The organism is Streptomyces sp. NPDC001549 (assembly GCF_042894025.1).
GTDB lineage: Bacteria > Actinomycetota > Actinomycetes > Streptomycetales > Streptomycetaceae > Streptomyces > Streptomyces kutzneri.
Map to the genome: position 1 here is coordinate 142,191 of NZ_JBIAVJ010000009.1, position 18,552 is coordinate 160,742.

18 protein-coding genes are annotated in these 18,552 nt (G+C 73.7%); 10 read left to right on the top strand and 8 right to left on the bottom strand.

Annotation, left to right across the window (positions count from 1 at the left end; translation table 11 throughout):
- Window positions 1-72: 72 nt before the first annotated feature.
- Window positions 73-432: an MmcQ/YjbR family DNA-binding protein gene (locus ACFY04_RS17660; RefSeq protein ID WP_389117633.1), complete on the bottom strand. Its 360-nt coding sequence runs from the start codon at window positions 430-432 to the stop codon at window positions 73-75.
- A gap of 104 nt (window positions 433-536) precedes the next feature.
- On the opposite strand from ACFY04_RS17660, the gene ACFY04_RS17665 reads away from it, so the two are divergent.
- Window positions 537-2,672 carry a DUF4139 domain-containing protein gene (locus ACFY04_RS17665; protein ID WP_389117635.1) on the top strand — a complete coding sequence of 712 codons (2,136 nt, stop codon included), beginning with the start codon at window positions 537-539 and terminating at the stop codon, window positions 2,670-2,672.
- An 8-nt stretch (window positions 2,673-2,680) separates the two neighbouring features.
- Window positions 2,681-4,246, top strand: a complete 1,566-nt coding sequence (locus ACFY04_RS17670; RefSeq protein WP_389117637.1) for a DUF4139 domain-containing protein — start codon at window positions 2,681-2,683, stop codon at window positions 4,244-4,246.
- 12 nt (window positions 4,247-4,258) lie between these two features.
- Here the strand turns inward: ACFY04_RS17670 and ACFY04_RS17675 are convergent, their stop codons facing one another.
- The gene (locus tag ACFY04_RS17675) at window positions 4,259-4,930 is read right to left on the bottom strand and encodes a TetR/AcrR family transcriptional regulator (RefSeq protein ID WP_389117639.1); all 672 of its coding nucleotides are present in this window, start codon (window positions 4,928-4,930) and stop codon (window positions 4,259-4,261) included.
- A gap of 159 nt (window positions 4,931-5,089) precedes the next feature.
- Between ACFY04_RS17675 and ACFY04_RS17680 the strand changes: the two genes are divergently transcribed.
- Window positions 5,090-6,136 carry a medium chain dehydrogenase/reductase family protein gene (locus ACFY04_RS17680; RefSeq protein ID WP_389117641.1) on the top strand — a complete coding sequence of 349 codons (1,047 nt, stop codon included), beginning with the start codon at window positions 5,090-5,092 and terminating at the stop codon, window positions 6,134-6,136.
- Between the two features lie 17 nt (window positions 6,137-6,153).
- Here the strand turns inward: ACFY04_RS17680 and ACFY04_RS17685 are convergent, their stop codons facing one another.
- Entirely contained in the window at window positions 6,154-7,650 is a 1,497-nt protein-coding gene (locus tag ACFY04_RS17685) for an alpha/beta fold hydrolase (protein WP_389117643.1), read from the bottom strand.
- Between the two features lie 358 nt (window positions 7,651-8,008).
- Here ACFY04_RS17685 and ACFY04_RS17690 point away from each other — a divergent pair, with 358 nt between their 5' ends.
- Window positions 8,009-9,070, top strand: a complete 1,062-nt coding sequence (locus tag ACFY04_RS17690; protein WP_389117645.1) for a PI-PLC domain-containing protein — start codon at window positions 8,009-8,011, stop codon at window positions 9,068-9,070.
- Window positions 9,071-9,156: 86 nt separating this feature from the next.
- Here ACFY04_RS17690 and ACFY04_RS17695 read toward each other — a convergent pair whose 3' ends face one another.
- Window positions 9,157-9,438: a WhiB family transcriptional regulator gene (locus ACFY04_RS17695; protein WP_314246032.1), complete on the bottom strand. Its 282-nt coding sequence runs from the start codon at window positions 9,436-9,438 to the stop codon at window positions 9,157-9,159.
- Window positions 9,439-9,485: 47 nt separating this feature from the next.
- Entirely contained in the window at window positions 9,486-10,574 is a 1,089-nt protein-coding gene (locus tag ACFY04_RS17700) for a mechanosensitive ion channel family protein (RefSeq protein ID WP_389117647.1), read from the bottom strand.
- A gap of 135 nt (window positions 10,575-10,709) precedes the next feature.
- Between ACFY04_RS17700 and ACFY04_RS17705 the strand changes: the two genes are divergently transcribed.
- Window positions 10,710-11,186, top strand: a complete 477-nt coding sequence (locus tag ACFY04_RS17705) for an ATP-binding protein (RefSeq protein WP_389117649.1) — start codon at window positions 10,710-10,712, stop codon at window positions 11,184-11,186.
- 103 nt (window positions 11,187-11,289) lie between these two features.
- Here ACFY04_RS17705 and ACFY04_RS17710 read toward each other — a convergent pair whose 3' ends face one another.
- The gene (locus ACFY04_RS17710) at window positions 11,290-12,216 is read right to left on the bottom strand and encodes a SigB/SigF/SigG family RNA polymerase sigma factor (RefSeq protein ID WP_389117651.1); all 927 of its coding nucleotides are present in this window, start codon (window positions 12,214-12,216) and stop codon (window positions 11,290-11,292) included.
- Window positions 12,217-12,394: 178 nt separating this feature from the next.
- Here ACFY04_RS17710 and ACFY04_RS17715 point away from each other — a divergent pair, with 178 nt between their 5' ends.
- Complete coding sequence (locus tag ACFY04_RS17715) at window positions 12,395-12,769, top strand: helix-turn-helix transcriptional regulator (protein WP_389117654.1); 375 nt, start codon at window positions 12,395-12,397, stop codon at window positions 12,767-12,769.
- Window positions 12,770-12,794: 25 nt separating this feature from the next.
- Here the strand turns inward: ACFY04_RS17715 and ACFY04_RS17720 are convergent, their stop codons facing one another.
- Window positions 12,795-13,556: a YqjF family protein gene (locus tag ACFY04_RS17720; protein WP_389117656.1), complete on the bottom strand. Its 762-nt coding sequence runs from the start codon at window positions 13,554-13,556 to the stop codon at window positions 12,795-12,797.
- Window positions 13,557-14,035: 479 nt separating this feature from the next.
- On the opposite strand from ACFY04_RS17720, the gene ACFY04_RS17725 reads away from it, so the two are divergent.
- On the top strand, window positions 14,036-14,431 hold the full coding sequence (locus tag ACFY04_RS17725) for a DUF4118 domain-containing protein (protein ID WP_389117657.1): 396 nt from the start codon (window positions 14,036-14,038) through the stop codon (window positions 14,429-14,431).
- Here ACFY04_RS17725 and ACFY04_RS17730 read toward each other — a convergent pair.
- The gene (locus ACFY04_RS17730; RefSeq protein ID WP_389117659.1) at window positions 14,421-15,128 is read right to left on the bottom strand and encodes a sortase domain-bontaining protein; all 708 of its coding nucleotides are present in this window, start codon (window positions 15,126-15,128) and stop codon (window positions 14,421-14,423) included. The two genes, ACFY04_RS17725 and ACFY04_RS17730, sit on opposite strands and share 11 nt — an antisense overlap.
- Before the next feature lie 280 nt (window positions 15,129-15,408).
- Here ACFY04_RS17730 and ACFY04_RS17735 point away from each other — a divergent pair, with 280 nt between their 5' ends.
- Genes ACFY04_RS17735 through ACFY04_RS17745 form a run of 3 tightly spaced genes read left to right on the top strand, consistent with a single transcriptional unit; the run spans window position 15,409 to window position 18,469 of the window.
- Window positions 15,409-15,651 carry a hypothetical protein gene (locus tag ACFY04_RS17735; RefSeq protein ID WP_389117661.1) on the top strand — a complete coding sequence of 81 codons (243 nt, stop codon included), beginning with the start codon at window positions 15,409-15,411 and terminating at the stop codon, window positions 15,649-15,651.
- 50 nt (window positions 15,652-15,701) lie between these two features.
- Window positions 15,702-17,942 carry a heavy metal translocating P-type ATPase gene (locus tag ACFY04_RS17740; RefSeq protein WP_389117797.1) on the top strand — a complete coding sequence of 747 codons (2,241 nt, stop codon included), beginning with the start codon at window positions 15,702-15,704 and terminating at the stop codon, window positions 17,940-17,942.
- Window positions 17,939-18,469, top strand: coding sequence for a copper chaperone PCu(A)C (locus ACFY04_RS17745; RefSeq protein ID WP_389117663.1), 531 nt, complete (start codon window positions 17,939-17,941; stop codon window positions 18,467-18,469). Before ACFY04_RS17740 ends, ACFY04_RS17745 begins: the two co-directional genes overlap by 4 nt.
- The last annotated feature ends 83 nt before the right edge of the window (window positions 18,470-18,552 follow it).

Sequence of the window (18,552 nt, forward strand, 5' to 3'; positions counted from 1 at the left end):
CGAGCCCGTCCGGGCCGACGGCGGCCCCGCTCAGGGCCTTGGGCCGTCTCTTCCGGATCGGGAGAGACGGCCTCAGGACGGTTCCGGGGGCCCGAGGTCGGGGTGGTCCTTGAGCAGGCCGGGCGGAGCGGCCTGGCGCCAGGAGTCGACGACGATGGCACGGAGCTCGTCGGTGTCGTCGAGGGCCGCCAGGCGGGCCCGGACCCAGGCGAAGGACGCCTCGTGGTCCGCGACCCAGAACTTCGCGGGCTCGGCGCGGACCAGCTCGTCGCGTTCCTCCTTGGGGCAGCGGACGGCCAGCGACGTCTCGTCGTCGGGCAGGGTCAGGAACATCTTCCCGGCGACCCGGAACGTGGGCATGGCCCAGGCTTCCTTCTCGGTCGTCTCCGGGAGGGCGAGGGCGATTTCACGGACTTCGTCGGACGTGCACACACCCTGACCGTACGACAGGCCACTGACATCGGGTCTCGGCAGGGACGCGCGGGCCGCTCGGGCGTAGGCTTCGACCGGCACGGACGCACCGGGGGGCGGAGTACATGACGGCAGAGCCAGCACAGCGGTGGAGTTCGACCCTCGATTCGGTCGTGGTGTACGCGCAGGGCGCTGTCTGCCGCCGGCTGGTCCGGGGCAGCATGCCGGCGGACGGGCGGGTGCGCGTGACGGGGCTGCCCCGCTCGCTGGACCCGGGTTCGCTGCGGGCGAGTGTGCTGGGCGCCCCCGGGGTGCGCGTGACCGAGGCCCGGGTGGAGGTGGAGGCCGAGCCGCGCAGCACCGGCGCACCCGATGCCTTGCGGCGCGAGGTCGAACGGCTGCGCGACGAGTACGCGGCGGCGCAGGGCCGCCGGGACCGGCAGCGGGTGCTGATCGACGAGGTCGGGGCCCTGCGGCCGGTGCCCCCGGCCCCTGACCCCGAGGCCCCGCACCGCCGCACCCCGGTCGACGCGTGGCTGGAGCTCGCCGACTTCACCGAAGGGCGGCTGACGGGTTTGCACGCCCGCCTCGTCGAGCTGGAGGACGCGCTGCGCCTCGCCGGGCACGAGCTCAGCGTCGCCGCGGACCGGCTCGCCCGTGCCTCCACCGATGCTCCGCAGGCGCACGTGGAGACCACGGTCTCCGCGCTCCTGACCCTCGACGCCACGGGTGACGCGGAGGGTGATGCCGGGGAGGTCGAGCTGGAGTTGGAGTACGGGGTTCCGGGCGCCGTCTGGGTGCCGGCATACCGCCTCACGCACCGTCAGGGCGACGGCGACGGCCGTCTGGTGCTGCGTGCCTCGGTCGCCCAGCGCACCGGCGAGGACTGGACCGGTGTGCGCATCGCGCTGGCCACCGCCGATCTGCGGCGCCGCACCGACCTGCCGAAGCTCCGTTCGGTCCGGATCGGGCGCCGGCAGCCCGCCCCCGCGCCGTCCGGCTGGCGCGAGCCTCCGGCGGGTCTCGCCGATCTGTTCGCCGGCTACGAGGCGGCCGGCCCCCGCCGCCCCGCCCCGACCGTCGTTCCCCCGGCCGTCCGGGCCGGCTCCGCGTCCGGTCCCGTACCGCCGCCCCCTCCGCCGCCACCCGCCCCGGCAGCCTCGGCCGCGCCCGCCCCGCAGGCCTACGGCGCGCTCCCCGTACCCGGCGGCGCGTACGGCGCCGCCCCGGACGGCGTCGGCGGCGCGCTGCCCGCCTTCGCCCAGCCGGCCCGCCCGCGGCCGGCCGGCAGGCCGCGGGGCGGCGGCATGGGCTTCGGCGGAGCCCCTGCTCCTGCGGCTCCCGCCCCCGCGGCTCCCGCGGCCCCCGGCCGGGCCGCTCCCCCGGCGCCCGCGCCGGCTCCGGCGCCGGAACCGGTGGCCGGTCCGCCGCAGCCGAGCGGCGCCGAGCTCGACTACGCCGCCCTGGTCCTGTGCGGCCCCGACGAGCAGGGCGGTCGCAGGGGCCGGCTGTTCGCCGGCTCCCCCGCCGACCCGGTGGCGGCCGAACACCGCCGCCGCGCCGAGGCGGTGGGCGGGCTGCCGCTGCCCGGGCACGCCGTGCGGCCCCGTGAGTCGGCGGGTTCCTTCGACCACCGCTTCGATGCCGCCGCCCGCGCCGACATTCCGTCGGACGGCACCTGGCACACCGTCACCGTCGGGGAGATCCCGGTCGGTCTGCGCACCGAGTACGTCTGCGTGCCGTCCGTGGAGCAGACCGTGTACGCGACGCTGGTGCTCTCCAACGCCACCGACCAGGCGCTGCTGGCCGGCCCGGTGGAGGTCACCGTCGGTGAGGACTTCCTGCTGACCGCCGCCCTGCCCACGCTCGCCCCCGGCGGAGTCCGCCGGGTGGGGCTCGGACCCGCCGAAGGCGTCCGGGTCACCCGTCGTACGAACCTGCGCGAGTCGACCTCGGGCCTGCGCAGCAACACCACGGTGCTCGACCACCAGGTCCACGTGGAACTGGCCAACCGGCTCGCCGGACCCGTCACCGTCGAGGTCCACGAGCGGGTTCCCGTCACCTCCGATCCGGATGTCCGGATCGAGGAGCGCGCCGGCTGGACGACACCCGAGGACGGCGCGGGGCCGGAACACCACGCCCCGGGCACCCGCGTCTGGCGGGTGGACCTGCCCGCCGGGGGGACCACCGCCCTCGACGGCGGCTACGAGATCCGCATCCCGGCCGGCAAGGCCCTGGTCGGCGGCAACCGCAGGAGCTGACACCCATCATGTCCACGGCCCCGAAGCCGATCGCCCTTCCCGTCACCGCCGTCACCTGCCTGGAGGACCGCGCCCACATCGAGCGTGCCGTCGTACTGGACCTGGAGGCGGGGGTCCAGCGGCTGCGGCTCGGTCCGGTCAGCGCGCTGGCCGTCGACCGCACCCTGCACGCCGAACTGGCCGCCGAACACCCGGCCACCGTGCTCGACGTACGGATCGTCCGTGGCTGGGAGCCGCGCGGACCGCTGCCGTCCGCCGACGAGGACTCCGCCCTGCGCCTGCGCGTGCACGCCCTCGAAGAGGAGCAGCTCGCCCTCGGTCAGCGGCGTGACCGGCTGCACGCCCGGCTCGACATGCTCGGCCGGCTCGCCGCCGATCTGCTGCGGGAGATCGGCGAGGGCGCCGGCTCCGGGGAGACCGACGGGCCACGCTGGGCTCGCGAGATGGACCGGGTGGACGGCGAGCGCGATACGTACGGTGAGCAACTGCGTACCGTCGACGCCCGGTTGGCCGCCCTCGCCGTCGAGCTCGGCGAGACCGTGCAGGCCATGGACCGCTCCGAGACCGAGCCCGCCGAGCTGGTCGGTCACATCGAGCTGACCGTGGACAGCGCGGCAGCCGGTCCGGTCCGGCTGCGCCTGAGCCACCTCACCCCGTGCGCGCTGTGGCGGCCCGCCTACCGGGCCGTCCTGGACGGGGACTCGCTGACGCTGGAGACCGACGCGATGGTCTGGCAGCGCACCGGCGAGGACTGGTCCGACGTACGGCTGACCCTGTCGACGGCCCGGTCGGCGCTGGCCACCGAGCCACCCCGGCTGGGCGAGGACCGCCTCACGCTGGGTGACCGCACGGCGGCGGAGCGCCGCACGGTCGACGTCGAACTGCGCGAGGAGGAGATCGGGGACCTCGGTCCGGCGGCCCCGGTGCTCGGCCTGCCCGGGGTGGACGACGGGGGCGAGGCGCGGGTGCTGCACTCCCCCGTCCCGGTCTCCGTACGTGGGGACGGCCGCGCCCACCGGGTGCCGCTCTCCGCTTTCAGTACGGCCGCGAGCAGCGAGTACGCCTGCTCCCCCGAGCTGTCCCCGCTGGTCACCCGGGTGGTGTCCTTCGACAACCGGTCCGGCCACGCCTTGCTGGCGGGTCCCGTGGACCTGGTCCGCGGCAGCGGGTTCAGCGGCCGCGGCACGCTGGATTTCACCGCCCCGGGCGCCCCGGTCGAGCTCGCCTTCGGCAGCTGCGACGACCACAGGGTGGTCCGGTACGCCGAGGAGTCCCGCGACTCGGCCGGATTCACCCAGCGGACGGTGGTCACCCGCACGGTCCGGCTGCACCTGTCCCGGTTCTCCGCCCCCGGGGACCACGGCGAACGGGTGGTCGTCGTCCGGGAACGGATCCCGGTCTCCGAGGTCTCGGCGGTGGAGGTGCGCCTGCGCAAGGAGGCCTGCTCGCCGGCGCCGGACGCGGTCGATTCCGAGGGCATCGCCCGCTGGGACGTCGCACTCGCCCCGGGCGGCCGGCGGACGGTCACCCTGGTCTACGAGCTGTCGGCGAGCGCCAAGGTCACCGGGCTCTGAGCCTGGGAGTGATCACGGCCGGACCACCGGCTCGCCGCCGAGGGCGTCCACCTCGGCCTGGAAGAACAGGGCCGGGTCCAGGTCCATGCCGGTGAAGTGGCCCGCCAGTTCCAGGGACAGCACGCCGTGCAGACGGCTCCAGAAGGTCAGGGCCAGGCGCAGCGCCGACGGTGGGGCGTCCGGGTGGCTGCCCGCCCATGCGCGGTGCGCGGCCAGGTGGTCCTCGAAGGCGTGCGGCTCCGTGTCCGGGGTGGTGGTGCAGGCGTCCAGCAGGACGGACATCAGTTCCGAGGCGATCGCGGTGACGTCCGGCGGTGCGTGGTATCCGGGCACCGGGGTGCCGTAGACGAGGAAGTAGCGGTGCGGGTCCGCCAGGGCCCAGCGGCGCAGCACGTGCGCGAGCCCGGCGAGGCCGGGCCGGGCCGGCCCCCCGTCGGCGGCGGCGGCGATGAAGGCGTCGGCGAGGCTGCGGTAGGCGTCGCGGATGAGTTCGGTGATCAGCTCGTCGCGGTTGGCGAAGTACCGGTAGAGCGCCGGTCCGCTCATGCCCATCTGTTTGGCGATCGCGTTGAGGGAGAGTGCGGAGGCGCCGGAGCCGGCGATCTGCTGCCAGGCCTTCTCCTTGACCTCCTCACGCACCTGCTGCCGGTACCGCTCCCGCGGGGTCTTCGTGCTGCCCGTCATGCCCGCCACCTCTCGTCGCTCGCCTTGACCACCAGATCAGTTAGAGGCTATCACCATCGGCATAGCCACTCGCGATCGGACGAGCTGTTCCCTTGACATCGACGAGATAGCCGATCACTCTTGTTACAGCTTCTAACGAACACGATATGCAGAAACTCCATGGAGGTCATGATGACGAACACCGTCGAGCGGGTCGAGGTCGTTCTGCCGGGCAAGGTCGAGCCGGAGGGCCTGCAGTTCCACCGCGGTCCCGTCCCGGTGCCGGCGGCCGGCCAGGTGGTCGTCGCCATGGAGGCGACGGGCGTCTCCTTCGCCGAGCAGCAGATGCGCCGCGGCCGGTACTACGACCAGCCGCCGTTCCCCTTCGTCCCCGGATACGACCTGGTCGGCACGGTGCTGGCCGTGGGTGAGGGCGTCGGCTCCGCGCTCCTCGGCAAGCGGGTCGCCGCCCTGACCAAGACCGGGGGCTGGGCGAGCCACGTCGCGCTCACCGCCGCCGACGTGGTGGAGGTACCCGACGGCGTCAGCCCGGTGGACGCGGAGACCGCGGTGGTCAACGGCATCACCGCCTGGCAGATGCTCCACCGCAAGGCCCGGGTGCGCGCCGGCCAGACCGTCCTGGTCCACGGCGCCAACGGCGGGGTCGGCTCGATCCTGGTCCAGCTGGCGCTGGCCGCGGGCGCCCACGTGATCGGTACCGCCTCCACCCGCCACCACGACGCGCTACTCGCTCTCGGGGTGACCCCGATCGACTACCGCTCGGGGAACGTCCCCGCACGGGTACGGGCCCTCGCGCCCGGTGGAGTGGACGCGGTGTTCGACCACGTGGGCGGCGACGGCATCGTCGAATCCTGGCGGCTCCTGGCCCCCGGCGGCACGCTCGTCTCCTACGGCAGCGCCGCCACCCGCGACGACGAGGGCTCCGGCTCGTGGCCGGTGCTCAAGCTGCTCGGCCGGGTGTGGGTGTGGAACGCGCTGCCCAACGGCCGCCGCGCGTACTTCTACAACGTGTGGGCCGGGCGCGCCTACGCCAAGGACCGCTTCCGGGCACGCCTGCGCGCCGACCTCTCCCAGGTGTTCACGGCCCTCCAGCACGGCGAGATCACCGCCAAGGTCGCGGCCGAGATCCCGCTGGCGCGCGCCGCCGAGGCGATGCGCCTCGCCGAGTCCGGCACGGTCGCCGGGAAGGTCGTCCTCGTCCCGTGACCCGGTCGCCGGTCACTTCAGGAGAAGGGCAGCCGGTCCGGTTGGCAGGTCGTACCGGGCGGCGGGAGCGTGCCGTCGATGAAGTAGCGGCTCTCGTAGGTGTTGATGCAGGTGCTGTTGTTGTTGAAGAGTGCGGTGTGGCCGTACCCGTTGTTCGTGAGCAGCCGGGCGTCGGCCAGTTCCTTGGCCATGGCCTGGGCGTCGGAGTGGGGCGTCGAGGGGTCGTACGTGGTGCCGACCACCAGGACGGGGTTGGCCGTGGGCTTGTTCCAGGGGCCTTCGTACCGGTTGGCGGCCCGGGCCGGCCAGGTGGCGCACGGCTCACCGGACCAGGTCCAGTAGCGTCCGGCGTCGCCGGCGCGCTTGGCGCTGTCCTCCTCCAGACCGTGGTAGACGGCCGGGTCGCGCGGGTTGGGGCTGTCGCCGCACCACACGGCTCCCGCCTGTTCCTCACCCAGGTACGGATTCGGGTTCGCGACCGGGGGCGGGGGCGGGTACTGGGCCGGCTTCGGAGCGCGGCCCTGCCAGAGCTCCTGGAGCCGGGCGGCGAGATCGGTCCAGCCGGGGCGGGCGATGTAGAGGCTGTTGACTGCGTCGGCAACGGTGTTGGCGTACGTCCACGGGCCCACCGGGTGCTCGCGCAGGCGCCCCATCAGCTGGTCGAACTTGTCGCGGGTGGCTTGCGGGCTGCCGGCCGAGAAGGCGCAGCGGGCGGTGGTGGCCGATCCGCAGAGGTCGAGGAACTTGTTCAGGGTCGCCGCCGCGGTGCGGTCCGAGCCCATGCGCAGGAGGGTCGTGGTCCGGGGGTCGCTCGTCGAGGCGTTGTTCGTCCAGGCCAGCGGGTCGATGTTGCTGTCGAGGACCATGGCGCGGACCTTGTCGGGGAACAGGTTGGCGTAGGTGGCACCGAGGATCGTGCCGTAGGAGACGCCGAGGTAGTTGAGCTGCGGCGCCCCCACCGCCCGGCGGAGCAGGTCGAGGTCCTGGGCGGTGTCGGCGGTCGACACGTGGCGCAGGAGGTCGGGGTCGCGCTTCTCGCAGCGGCGGCCCAGGTCCTCGTACGCGTCGATCCAGGTCGTGCGCTCCTTTTCGCCCACCGGGAAGCCGCCCGGCTTGGACGCACCCCAGGTCCGGGCCTCCTCGGGGTTGTCGAAGCAGTTCACCGCGGTGCTGTTGCCGATGCCCCTGGGGTCCCAGCTGACGATGTCGAACCGTTCGCGCAGGTCCTTCGGGAAGGAGTCGTAGTTCTGCGGCACCTGCACCGTCCCGGGGCCGCCGGGGCCACCGGGGTTGACGAACAGGGTGCCCAGGCGTTTCGCGGGGTCGCCCGCCGTGCGGCGGACGACGGCCAGGTCGATGGTGCGGCCGGCGGGGGCCGCGTGGTCCAGCGGCACCCGGGCGGTCGCGCAGTCGTACGGGCTGCCGGGTTTGCAGGGGCTCCAGTCCAGCCGGGGGACGGTCTGCGAGGGCGACGGCTCCGCGCGGGCCGCGGCGAGTTCCGGGGCGACGAGCATCGAGGAGCAGACCGCCGCGACGGCGAACGCTGCCGCGCACCGGCGGCGACCGGACCTCCGTCGGGGTGCGGGCCCCGCTCCGGGAGCGGGTCCAGGCACAGGTCCGGGTCCGGGTACGGGTCCAGGTGCGGGTCCGGGTACGGGTCCAGGTGCGGGTACAGGTCCAGGCATGATCCGCCCTCCTCCGGCACGTCGGGGGCGTGGTGCGGCAACCGGTGCCGTGGCACCGGTACGCGCCGCCGGCTCATGCCTCAACCAAACCTCGTTTCGCCGACGCGCGCGAGCCCGGCCCGCCGGACCACAGCCGGACGCGTCCGCAGGGGGGCGGATCCACGGCCCGCGCGCTATCCTCCGCGCCATGTTGATTGACATGGACATGCGATTACGGGTGCGGTCACGCGCCCTGGCGTGCCTCCTCCTGCTGCTGGCCCTCCTGGGCACTGTGACCACAGCGGCCGCCTCGCCCCGGGCCGCGGCCCCCGCTACGGCTACGGCCACGGCCCCTCCGACCGCCGCGAGCACCGCTGCCGCGGCCGCCCGCTGGGGCGACCGGCGGCTCGACGAGGCCGCCTTCCTGACCACCCACAACGCCTTCACCAACTACGAGGACTCCCGCTGGAGCTCGGTGAACCAGTCCGAGTCCGTACGCGCCCAGCTCGACAACGGCGTGCGCGGCCTGAGCCTGGACACGCACTGGTACGAACGCAGCACCTGGCTGTGCATCATCAGCTTCGGCAGCGACTGCTACCCCAGCGACGTGTACCTGTGCCACGGCGACTGCAAGACCTTCGCCGGAGCCACGTACGCCCTGCCCCGGCAGACCTTCCACGGCACGATGCAGACCGTGGTGGACTTCCTCGCCGCCCATCCGCAGGAGGTCGTGACCGTCTTCCTGGAGGACTACGTCGGCGCCGATCAGCTGCAGGCGTCCCTCGGCCGGGTCAGAGGGCTGCAGGACATGGTGTTCCGGCCCGACGAGTGGGGCGTACGGCAGCACGGCTGGCCCAAGGTGGCCGACCTCGTCACCTCCGGCAAACGGCTGCTGATCTTCTCCGACCGGTCCGACCGGGAACACCTGGGCGTCATGTACGACAAGTCCTGGACCGTGAGCAACTTCTGGAGCCTCGGGGACCTCGGCAACGACCTCTCGTGCGTCAGCCGCTGGTCCGACGTGCCGCTCGACCGCCAGGAGCCCGGATTCCGGCGCCTGTTCACGATGAGCCACCACCGCAACGTGCCCACCGTCCTCACGGCGGCCCTGGACAACGGCGCCAAGCTGCGCAGCCGCATCGCCGAGCAGTGCCGGTCGGCCACCGGGGGCCGCGACCCGAACTTCGTCTCCGTCGACTTCCACCGCCTGTCGGACGGGAGCGGCCACACGCCCGCCTCGATCGTCGCGGAACTCGACGCGCGCCCCTGATCCGCCCATAGCCCATAGCCCGTAGCCCGCAGGCCTGCCGGCCGGGTGGACCGCCGCGTACGGCGCGGCGCGGCGCACCCGGCCGGTCAGCCCGCCTTCCGTGCGCCCAGCGCCCGTCGCTCGTCCTCGGTCAGTCCGCCCCACACCCCGTACGGCTCCTGCACGCGCAGCGCGTGGCTCAGGCACTCCGCCCGCACCGGGCACAGTGCGCAGACCTCCTTGGCCTCCTGCTCCCGCACGGAGCGCTCCTCACCGCGCTCCCCCGCCGGGTGGAAGAACCGGTCCGTACCGAGCTCCCGGCACGCCGCGTCCTCCTGCCACGCCCACAGGTGCTCCGCACGGCCCGGCAGGTGTGCCACCTTCGGCATGTCCCGACTCCTCTTCTCCGCCTTGCGCATGTCTTCGGACTCCTCCCTCACGCGTCTGACCCGGGCGCCCGTTTCGAAACACCGTCCGCGCACTCCGACGGCACGGCGGCCGCGGACGTGGAGACCCGCGGCAGGGCGTACGGGTGCTTCTCGGCCAGCCAGGCGACGAGCTGTTCACGTACCGCGCAGCGGGCGGTCCACAGATCGTCCGCGTCCTTCGCGGTGACGATCGCCCGCACCACGATGGCGCTGGGCGTTGTGTCGGTGACCGCCAGGTCCCAGCCTCGGCCGTCCCACGCCTCGCAGCCGTCCAGGATCTCCCTGAGCTTCTCGCGCATCAGCGGGACGGGGGTGGTGTGGTCGCAGTGCAGGAAGACCGTGCCGGTCATCTGGATCCCGCCGCGCGACCAGTTCTCGAAGGGCCGACCGGTGAAGTACGAGACGGGCATGGTGATCCGGCGTTCGTCCCAGGTGCGCACGGCCAGGAAGGTGAGCGTGATCTCCTCGACCACACCCCACTCGCCGGCCACCACGACCGTGTCGCCGATCCGCACCATGTCGCCGAAGGCGATCTGGAATCCGGCGAAGAGGTTGCCGAGGGTGGACTGGGCGGCCACGCCCGCGACGATGCCGATGATCCCGGCCGAGGCCAGCAGCGAGGTCCCGACGGCGCGGAGGCCGGGGAAGGTCAGCAGCATCGCGGCGGCGGCCACCACGGCGACCACGGCGGTGACGATCCTCATGATCAGCGTCACCTGGGTACGGACCCTGCGCACGCGGGACGGATCGCGCGTGCCGAGCGCGTAGCGGGCGTACGAGGACTCGACCACGGCGGAGGCGACGAGGACGACGCACCACGCGCTCGCACCGATCAGTACGAGCGTCAGGGTTCTGCCCACGGCCGCCTCGTGCTCCTGCAGCGGCTGCCATGCGATCTGCCGGTACACGGCGCGCAGCACCGCCGCGAACAGCAGGACCCGTACCGCGGTGCGGCAGCGGCGCAGCATGTTCCAGAGCGGTGTCTCGGGGTGACGGGCGCCCGCGCGCCGCAGCAGCAGGTCGGTGAGCTTGCCCGCGACGAGGGTGAGGACGATCGCGCCGCCCAGGACGGCCGGCACGTGCAGAAGGCTGTTCATGACTCCTCTGAAGGGGGCTCGGGGACGGGTCCCGTCGCACGTGCCCGGCCCTTGCGTGGACAAACGGGGCGTCCGTTCCGCGATGGCGGGTACAAGCGACCACGACACGACAGCCGAGGACGAGGTGAGTGCGCAGTGCAGACCATCGGACCGGACACCGGCGGGCCCGTACCGGACGCGCGGGGGCCGGCCTTCCGCCAGCTCCGCCGGCTCGCCCTGCGCGACGCCTTCCGGCAGGTCGCGCGGGGCCGCCGGTTCACCCGTGAGGCGCTGCAGGACTGGGGGTGGGACGGTCAGGACACCGCCGAGGACGCGGTCCTGGTCGTGTCGGAACTCGTCACCAACGCCAACCTGCACGCCGGCGGCTGCCACGAGCTCATGCTCCGCGCCGGGGACGTGTTCCGCATCGAGGTGTACGACGGCCACGGCGAGCTCCCGCGCCCGCTGCCCGTCTTGCGTCCGGGCCGTCCGGGCCGCCCGGGCGGGCACGGCCTGCGCCTGGTGCACCGGCTCGCCGACCGCTGGGGCGTCCAGGCGATCGGGCACGGCAAGGTCGTCTGGGCCGAGATCGACGCCGAGCGCCTGCGGACGGGCCGACCCGGGCGCGCCTGAACCCGACGGGCCGGTCAGGCCGGTCGGGCGGGCGGGCGGGCGGGTTCAGGCGTGCCCGGGTCGGGCGGTCCGGGTCAGGTGTGCCAGGTCGGGGCGTTCCGGGTCAGGCGTGCAGCAGCTCCGCGCGCAGGGAGCCCAGCGTGCGGGTGAGCACACGGGAGACCTGCATCTGGGACAGGCCGATCTCCGCGCCGATCTCCGCCTGGGTCATCTCCTGGCCGAAGCGCAGCTCCAGGATCTGGGTGGAGCGCTCGTCCAGGTCGGCGAGCAGCGGCGCGAGGGCGTGCCGGTCCTCGACCGCCTCCAGGGCGGGGTCGACGTCGCCCATGGTCTCGGCGAGGCTGCGCGCGGTCCGTGCGGCCGTGGACACCTGGGGGCCGCCGGCGGCGCTGTCCTGGGGCACGTCGAGGGACTGCGAGGAGTAGCCGTTGGCCGCGACCAGGCCCTGGCGGACCTCGTCCTCGGTGAGGTCCAGGCGCTCGGCAAGTTCCGAGGGGGTGGGCGCGTGGTCCGTCTCTGCGGTCAGCTCCTCCGTGGCCTTCGCGAGCTCCAGGCGCAGCTCCTGGAGGCGGCGCGGCACCCGTACGGCCCAGGTGGTGTCGCGGAAGTGGCGCTTGATCTCGCCCGTGATGTAGGGCAGGGCCAGCGTGGTGAGCTGGGTGTTGCGCTCGGGGTCGTAGCGGTCGATGGCCTTGATCAACCCGATGACGCCGACCTGGATGATGTCCTCGTTCTCGGGGCCGCCGGGGCGGTCGCGGAACGGGCGTGCGGCGAACTGCACCAGTGAGATGTTCATCTCGATCAGTGTGTTGCGCACGTACTGGTACTCGCGGGTCCCCTCTTCGAGGCTCTGCAGCCGTTCGAAGAAGACACGGGTCAGCTCCCGGGCGTCGCGGGTCGACAGTTCCCGGGGGCAGGGCACGTCCGGCAGCCCGCCGAGTGCGGAGGCTTCGCCGGTACCACCGCCGGGGGTGGCCGTCGTCGGGATCGTCGTCGGGGTCATGGCCTCGGCCTTGGCCGTGAAGGTCATCGTCTTCGCTCCTTGGGCACGTGTGCTTGCGGTGCGGTCGTCGCTCGATAGCTCTGGTCATGCGGAACTCTGCTTCCGCTTCCCCTGCACCCTGTCGGGGCCGGAGACACACGTCAAGTAATACCGGAAAACTGGTTCTGGAATTGCTTTTCGTGAGTCATCCCTCAAGAATGACGATGTGGAGAGCGAGCACACAGGTCACCGCCGCAACGGCTGGACCTTCCTGACGAACCATGCCCGGGTTCTGATCGCCATCGCGCGCGACCCGGGCATCCGGCTGCGCGACATCGCGGTGGACTGCGGTCTGACCGAGCGCACCGTGCAGGCGATCGTCACGGACCTGCAGGCGGACGGGTACCTCAACAAAACCCGGGACGGGCGGCGCAACCGCTACGTCGTCGCCCCCGGCGCCCGCTTCCGCCACCCGGCGGAGGCCGGCCACGAGATCGCCGGACTGCTGGCCTACCTCGCCGCCCCGCTGACCACGCCGGCCCCGTCCCCCGAGGTGGCGAACGACACACCCGGCCGCGGCGAGCCCCGCACGACCGTGTAGGCCCCCGGCGGGCGTCGCACCCGTGTCAGGAGCGCCCCGGGGACGGCCGCCCGAACCGTACGGGGACCCCGGGCGAGTAGAGCACGCTCACGGGCGGTCCGGCCGGGGCGGGCAGGCCCGCCGCGGCCACCAGGTCCTCGTCGCAGTCGAGGAGCTCCGCGCGGTGCAGCGGCCAGCGCGGGTGCGCGTTCGGGACGTACAGCGGCCGGCCGAAGAGCTGCGTGTGCATGCCCCAGCGGGCGGTCAGGAAGTGCTCCAGGGCCGTCGGCTCCGCGATGCGCCCACCCACGCGTACGGCGATCCGGCTGTGCGCGCCGCGCGGGCCGGGCAGGCGTCGGCTGCTGGTGTACGTGACCGTGTCGCCGTCATGACGGACCGTCATCCGGGACCAGACGTACGGCAGTCGGAACGCGGCCCGGCCGACGGCCACCGGGATCAGCCGGGAGGCGTCCAGCGAACGGAAGACCACGGCCCGGCGGCCATCGGCGTCGACCGAGTAGAGGCGGACGTTGGTCTCGGGGAAAGAGCCCAGATAGGGGACGCCGGGAAGGCGGAACCAGCCGACCTTGTGCATACGGAAGGCCACCAGGCCGACGTACGTGACCCCGTCCAGGGTGTCCGGCACGGTGCCGGCCGGCAGCAGCGGGGCGACCTGGGCCGGGTCGGCGGCCCAGTGCAGGAACGCCAGGTCGAGCCAGGACTGGGTGAGCAGGGGCCGGTCCACCGGGTGCGGCGGGGCGGCCGATATCGGTTCCGGGACCATGGCGGGCGGCGGCGTCTGACGCATTCAGCCAGTATTCCCCGCGCACCCGCCACCGACGCCGGCGGCCCCCCGGCGCGGGCGTGCCGGCGCGGTAGGTGGAACCAGGATCCGCGGGGCATCGGCAGCATGAACCGTCACGCGCCCCCGGCACGTCGCCGTCGCCGAACTCCTCGTACGTCCCACCGAGCAGGTCTGACGGGTCGTGCTGCCGGTGCCCGGGCTCAGGCGTCGACGGCGACGGTGGGCCCGCGTCGCCCGGCGGCGTCGGTGAGGGGAGCCGCCGGTGCGGAGCGGGCACGGGAAACCCCTGGTGTGTGCGGTGGCCGACGGAGGGGAGCCGCGAAGTCTCCACCCCTGCAGCCACTTTAGCGACGCGCCTTTCGAGCGGCCGGGGGCGGACGGCGCAGCAGCGCGGCCCCGCTCACGGCGCCGGGTGCCCTCCCCCGGTGGGGCATCATCTCCGAGAGCCCCGACGGCGGGGCATCGCGCGAAGGAGGCGTCGCATGGTCGAGTGGAAACGGATCAGCTCAGGCATTCGTCCCGTACCCAGCCCTGTCTCGACCACCTCGGTCTGGGCCTCGGCGGCCGTCGCGGCCGTCGCCCTGGTCGCCGTGCTGAACCTCCTGGACGGACCGGACGACCCCACCGTCGACCTCATGGCGCTCTCCCTCGCCGTGGCCGTGGTGAGCACCGGAGCCCGCCTCACCGCCGCCCCGGGGACCGCCCTGCTCTGCTGGCTCGTCCTCAACGTCTTCGCGACCGCGCCCGTGGGTGAGCTCAGCTGGGAGACCCCCTACGACCTGGTACGTCTCGCCTGCCTCCTCGCCGCGGCGGGCACGGGAACCGTCATCGCCCGCCTTGTCCACGCGCGCGCCGCGCACCGGCGGCTCACGCCTTAGGGGAGGTCTTGCGCAGCACGCCTATCTTGTCGATGCGGTGCTCGGGGTTGCCCTGGGCGTCGCTCCAGAAGTTGCCCTCGGCGTGGTCCTCCGGTGTGGCGCAGGTCGAGATCGTGATCATGGCCTGGGTGGGGGCCGCCCCGGGTGCCCCGGGCACGGCGGCGCGCTGTTCGCTCAGCGAGCGCTCCGACCGGAAGGACGTCTTGCGGGTCGCGGTGATCTCGTAGGTGTACACCACCTCGCCCACGGTCACGAGGACCGTGTCGCCCTGTTCGACGGTGGGCAGGTCCCTCAGCGGACCGCCGGCCGACATGCGGTGCGCGGTGACGAGGAAATTGCCCACCTGGCCCGGCCCGACCCCGCCCCGCTTCCCGTACGGGCTGGCCGCCACGCCGAGGTCCTGGATGCGGGTCCCCGGTATGTCGTCGGTGGTGCCCTCGTACGGAACCACGCGCAGCCCGGTGATACCCGCGGCGGGTATGGACAGGGTGGAGGCCACGGGCGCGGAAGCCGGAGCAGGCACGGGCACGGGTGCGGGGGCAGCGGCGGAGGTCACCACCGCCGGGGGTGTGGCGGCCGGGACGGAAGCGGGTACCGCCGCGCCGGCGGCGGTCGAGGGGGTGCACGCCGCCAGCAGGGCGGTCACGGCACCGGCCAGCACGGCGGGGACGGCTCGGTACGGGAACGGCAAGGACATGGGCATTTTCCGTGTCGGTCGGTCGGCCGGGGCGTGCGGCGGGCGGGTGACCCGGTACGCCCGCCCAGAGTGACATACGGAGCAAGAGGTTCATAAGGGTCCGCCCCTGTGACCTCGCTCCCGGCACCCCGCGCGGGCGCTCGCACGCAGTCGAAAAGTCGCGGGAACTTTCCTCCGCTTCTCTGCGACCACCTCGCCGGAGGAAGTGCCGTCCGGGCTCCGGCACGGCCTGATCGGCACCTCGTCCGTCTGGAACCGAGTACAAGTATCCGGAGTGACGATGACGGACCGGCTTGAGTACCCGACCCTGGCGATCACCGCGCTCAAGCGGTGGGCGCCGCCGCCCGCTCTCGCCGGCTTCACAGCGCTCCTCATAGTGATGTTCGGCGCGGCGTACGCGGTGGGGGCGAGCGCTGGCCCGGTGGCCCCCGGCATGCGGTCCACCCAGGTCGACAGCCCGGGATTCGTCGGGGACCTGGGACGGCCGCACGGGCACAGCGGCGGTACGGGTGGCACGCGGTGACGGCCGGGCGGACGGAGGTGGTGGCCACCACCGATCTGGTCGTCGGCGGGATGACCTGCGCGGCCTGCGTGAACCGTGTCGAGAAGCGGCTGGCCAGGATCGAGGGCGTGCGCGCCACGGTCAACCTCGCCACCGGGCGGGCCCGGGTGGTGCATCCGTCGCACGTGACGACGGAGGATCTTGTCTCGGCGGTCGAGCGGGCGGGCTACAGCGCCTCGGTGCCGGCGCCGCCCGGGCCCGCGGAGGACCGGACGCCGTCGGTGGGGACCGAGGGTGCCCCGGGCCGCGAGGAGGTGCGGCGGCTGCTGATCACCGCCCTGCTGTCCGTTCCGGTTCTGGCGCTGTCGATGGCACCCGCCCTTCAGTTCCGCAACTGGCAGTGGCTGTGCTTCGTGCTCGCCGCGCCGGTCGCCGTCTGGGGTTCGCTGCCGTTCCACACCCGCGCGGTACGGGGGCTGCGGCACGCGGCGGCGACGATGGACACGCTGGTGTCGCTGGGCGTGGTCGCTTCCTTCTCCTGGTCGGCGTACGCCCTGTTCCTGGGCGGGGCGGGCGATCCGGGGATGCGGATGCCGTTCAGCCTGCTGCCCTCGGCGGGCGGCGAGGTGGCCCACATCTACCTGGAGGCCGCGGTCGGGGTCCCGCTGTTCGTGCTGACCGGGCGTTTCCTCGAATCCCGGGCCCGCCGTGGCACGGGTGAGGCACTGCGCTCGCTCGCCGGTCTGGCCGCAAAGGACGTGACGGTACGGGAGGACGGCGCCGAGCGGCTCGTCCCGATCGGGCAGTTGCGGGTGGGTCAGGAGTTCGTCGTCCGGCCGGGCGAGCGGGTCGCGACGGACGGGGTGGTGGCCTCCGGCGGTTCGGCCGTCGACCTCTCCCTGGTCACCGGCGAGAGCGAGCCCGTCGAGGTGGGCCCCGGCCAGGCGGTGGTGGGCGGTGCGGTCAACGCGGGCGGTCTGCTGGTCGTCCGGGCCACCGCGGTCGGCGCGGACACCCAACTCGCCCGGATCACCCGCATGGTCACCGAGGCACAGTCCGGAAAGGCCCGGGCCCAGCGCCTGGCCGACACGGTGGCGGGGGTCTTCGTCCCGGTGGTGCTGGCCCTGGCCGTCACCGTTCTCGGCTTCTGGCTCGGTGCCGGGGCCGATCCGCAGGCGGCCGTCACGGCCTGTGTGGCCGTCCTGGTCGTGGCCTGTCCCTGCGCCCTGGGGCTGGCGACCCCCACCGCCCTGCTGGCGGCGACGGGCCGGGGCGCGCAGCTGGGTCTGCTGGTCAGCGGCCCGCGGGCGCTGGAGACCCTGCGGCACGTCGACACCGTGGTCCTGGACAAGACCGGCACGCTGACGACCGGCCGGATGACCGTCACGCGCGTGACGGCCGTGCCCGACGGGATGGGCGCGGAGCGGGCCCTGTGGCTGGCCGCGACGGTGGAACAGGGTTCCGAGCACCCGCTGGGCCGCGCCGTGGTCGCGTACTCCCGGCAGGAGCCGCACCGTAGTCCGCCGGCCGAGGTCACCGGATTCCGGGCCACCGCGGGCATCGGTGTGACCGGGGTGGTGGAGGGGCACCGCGTGGAGGTCTGCGCCGCCGGTGCGGACCTGCACCCGTCGCTGGACAGAGCCCTGGCCGAGGCCGAGGCGGCCGCGCACACCCCGGTCCTGGTCCGGGTGGACGGCGCCGACCAGGCTCTGATCGCTCTCGGGGACGCCCTGCGCCCCGGCAGTTACCGGGCCGTCGACCGGCTGCGGCGCCTGGGGGTGGAGCCGGTGCTGGCCACCGGCGACCGCGAGGCCACCGCGACCCGGGTCGCCGCCGCCCTCGGGATCGGGGACGTGCACGCGCACTGCTCGCCCGAGGACAAGGCGCGGCTCGTACGGGAGTTACGCGGTCAGGGGCGACGGGTCGCGGTGATCGGCGACGGGGTGAACGACGCCGGCGCCCTGGCCGGGGCCGACCTCGGCATCGCCATGGGGAGCGGAACGGACGTGGCCATCGGCGCGGCCGACGTCACGCTGGTACGAGGCGACATCGAGTCGGTCGCCGACGCCGTCGAGCTGGCCAGGCGGACCCTCGGGACGATCCGGGCCAACCTCGTCTGGGCCTTCGGCTACAACGTCGTCACCGTGCCGCTCGCCGCGGTGGGGTTGCTCAACCCGATGGTCGCGGCAGCCGCGATGTCGGTGAGTTCCCTGATGGTGGTGGCCAACAGTCTCCGGTTGCGTACCTGGCAGCCGGCACCGCAGGCACGACGGGCAGGTACGAGCAGCCGGACGAGAGGTGCGGGGCGATGACGCATTCACCTTCGGAGCAGCCCCCGGGCGGCCGTCTCCCGACCCGTCGACGCGTGCACGAGGGGCTGCGCGCCTCGATCGTCCCGGTGGCCGCCTGCGCGCTCGCGCTGGCCGGTCTGACGGCCTGGACCTCGTCCGGCGCCGCGGGCAGCCCGCCGCAGATCGCCGCCGGGAACGGCCGTGTCCTCCTGCCCCAGGGCAGCAGCCGGGACACGGCCGCCTTCTTCGACATCACCAACATCGGTGGCGCGGACGACCAGTTGACCGAGGTGACGTCACCTGGCGTCGAGGAGACACTGCTCAGCCGGCGGGAGAGCTCCGGGCTCGGGGCCGACCTGTTACGGCCTGCGGGTCCGGTGAGGGTGACCGCGGGCGGCACCGTCGCCATGTCCCCCTCCGGCCTGAGCGTCACGACCCGGACGAAGCCGGCCCGCTGGCAGGCGGGCGACATGGTGCCGTTCGTCCTCCACTTCCGCTACAGCGCGCCGGTCGAGGTGGTGGCGGTGGTGGTCCGGCCCGGCAGCTGACCCGCTGTCGGGCCGCGGCCCGCTCCCGGGGCCGGCCGGACACCCGTACCTGCCGGACACCCGTACCTGAGAGAGGGAGAGGC

Excerpts from the sequence above, each read along its gene's own strand:
- ACFY04_RS17700 (WP_389117647.1), bottom strand. The coding sequence starts at position 10,574 with ATGAACAGCCTTCTGCACGTGCCGGCCGTCCTGGGCGGCGCGATCGTC.
- ACFY04_RS17740 (WP_389117797.1), top strand. The coding sequence starts at position 15,702 with ATGACCTGCGCGGCCTGCGTGAACCGTGTCGAGAAGCGGCTGGCCAGG.
- ACFY04_RS17695 (WP_314246032.1), bottom strand. The coding sequence starts at position 9,438 with ATGCCGAAGGTGGCACACCTGCCGGGCCGTGCGGAGCACCTGTGGGCG.
- ACFY04_RS17675 (WP_389117639.1), bottom strand. The coding sequence starts at position 4,930 with ATGACGGGCAGCACGAAGACCCCGCGGGAGCGGTACCGGCAGCAGGTG.
- ACFY04_RS17670 (WP_389117637.1), top strand. The coding sequence starts at position 2,681 with ATGTCCACGGCCCCGAAGCCGATCGCCCTTCCCGTCACCGCCGTCACC.
- ACFY04_RS17735 (WP_389117661.1), top strand. The coding sequence starts at position 15,409 with ATGACGGACCGGCTTGAGTACCCGACCCTGGCGATCACCGCGCTCAAG.
- ACFY04_RS17665 (WP_389117635.1), top strand. The coding sequence starts at position 537 with ATGACGGCAGAGCCAGCACAGCGGTGGAGTTCGACCCTCGATTCGGTC.
- ACFY04_RS17730 (WP_389117659.1), bottom strand. The coding sequence starts at position 15,128 with ATGTCCTTGCCGTTCCCGTACCGAGCCGTCCCCGCCGTGCTGGCCGGT.
- ACFY04_RS17690 (WP_389117645.1), top strand. The coding sequence starts at position 8,009 with ATGTTGATTGACATGGACATGCGATTACGGGTGCGGTCACGCGCCCTG.
- ACFY04_RS17720 (WP_389117656.1), bottom strand. The coding sequence starts at position 13,556 with ATGCGTCAGACGCCGCCGCCCGCCATGGTCCCGGAACCGATATCGGCC.
- ACFY04_RS17685 (WP_389117643.1), bottom strand. The coding sequence starts at position 7,650 with ATGCTCGTCGCCCCGGAACTCGCCGCGGCCCGCGCGGAGCCGTCGCCC.
- ACFY04_RS17745 (WP_389117663.1), top strand. The coding sequence starts at position 17,939 with ATGACGCATTCACCTTCGGAGCAGCCCCCGGGCGGCCGTCTCCCGACC.
- ACFY04_RS17710 (WP_389117651.1), bottom strand. The coding sequence starts at position 12,216 with ATGACCTTCACGGCCAAGGCCGAGGCCATGACCCCGACGACGATCCCG.
- ACFY04_RS17680 (WP_389117641.1), top strand. The coding sequence starts at position 5,090 with ATGGAGGTCATGATGACGAACACCGTCGAGCGGGTCGAGGTCGTTCTG.
- ACFY04_RS17725 (WP_389117657.1), top strand. The coding sequence starts at position 14,036 with ATGGTCGAGTGGAAACGGATCAGCTCAGGCATTCGTCCCGTACCCAGC.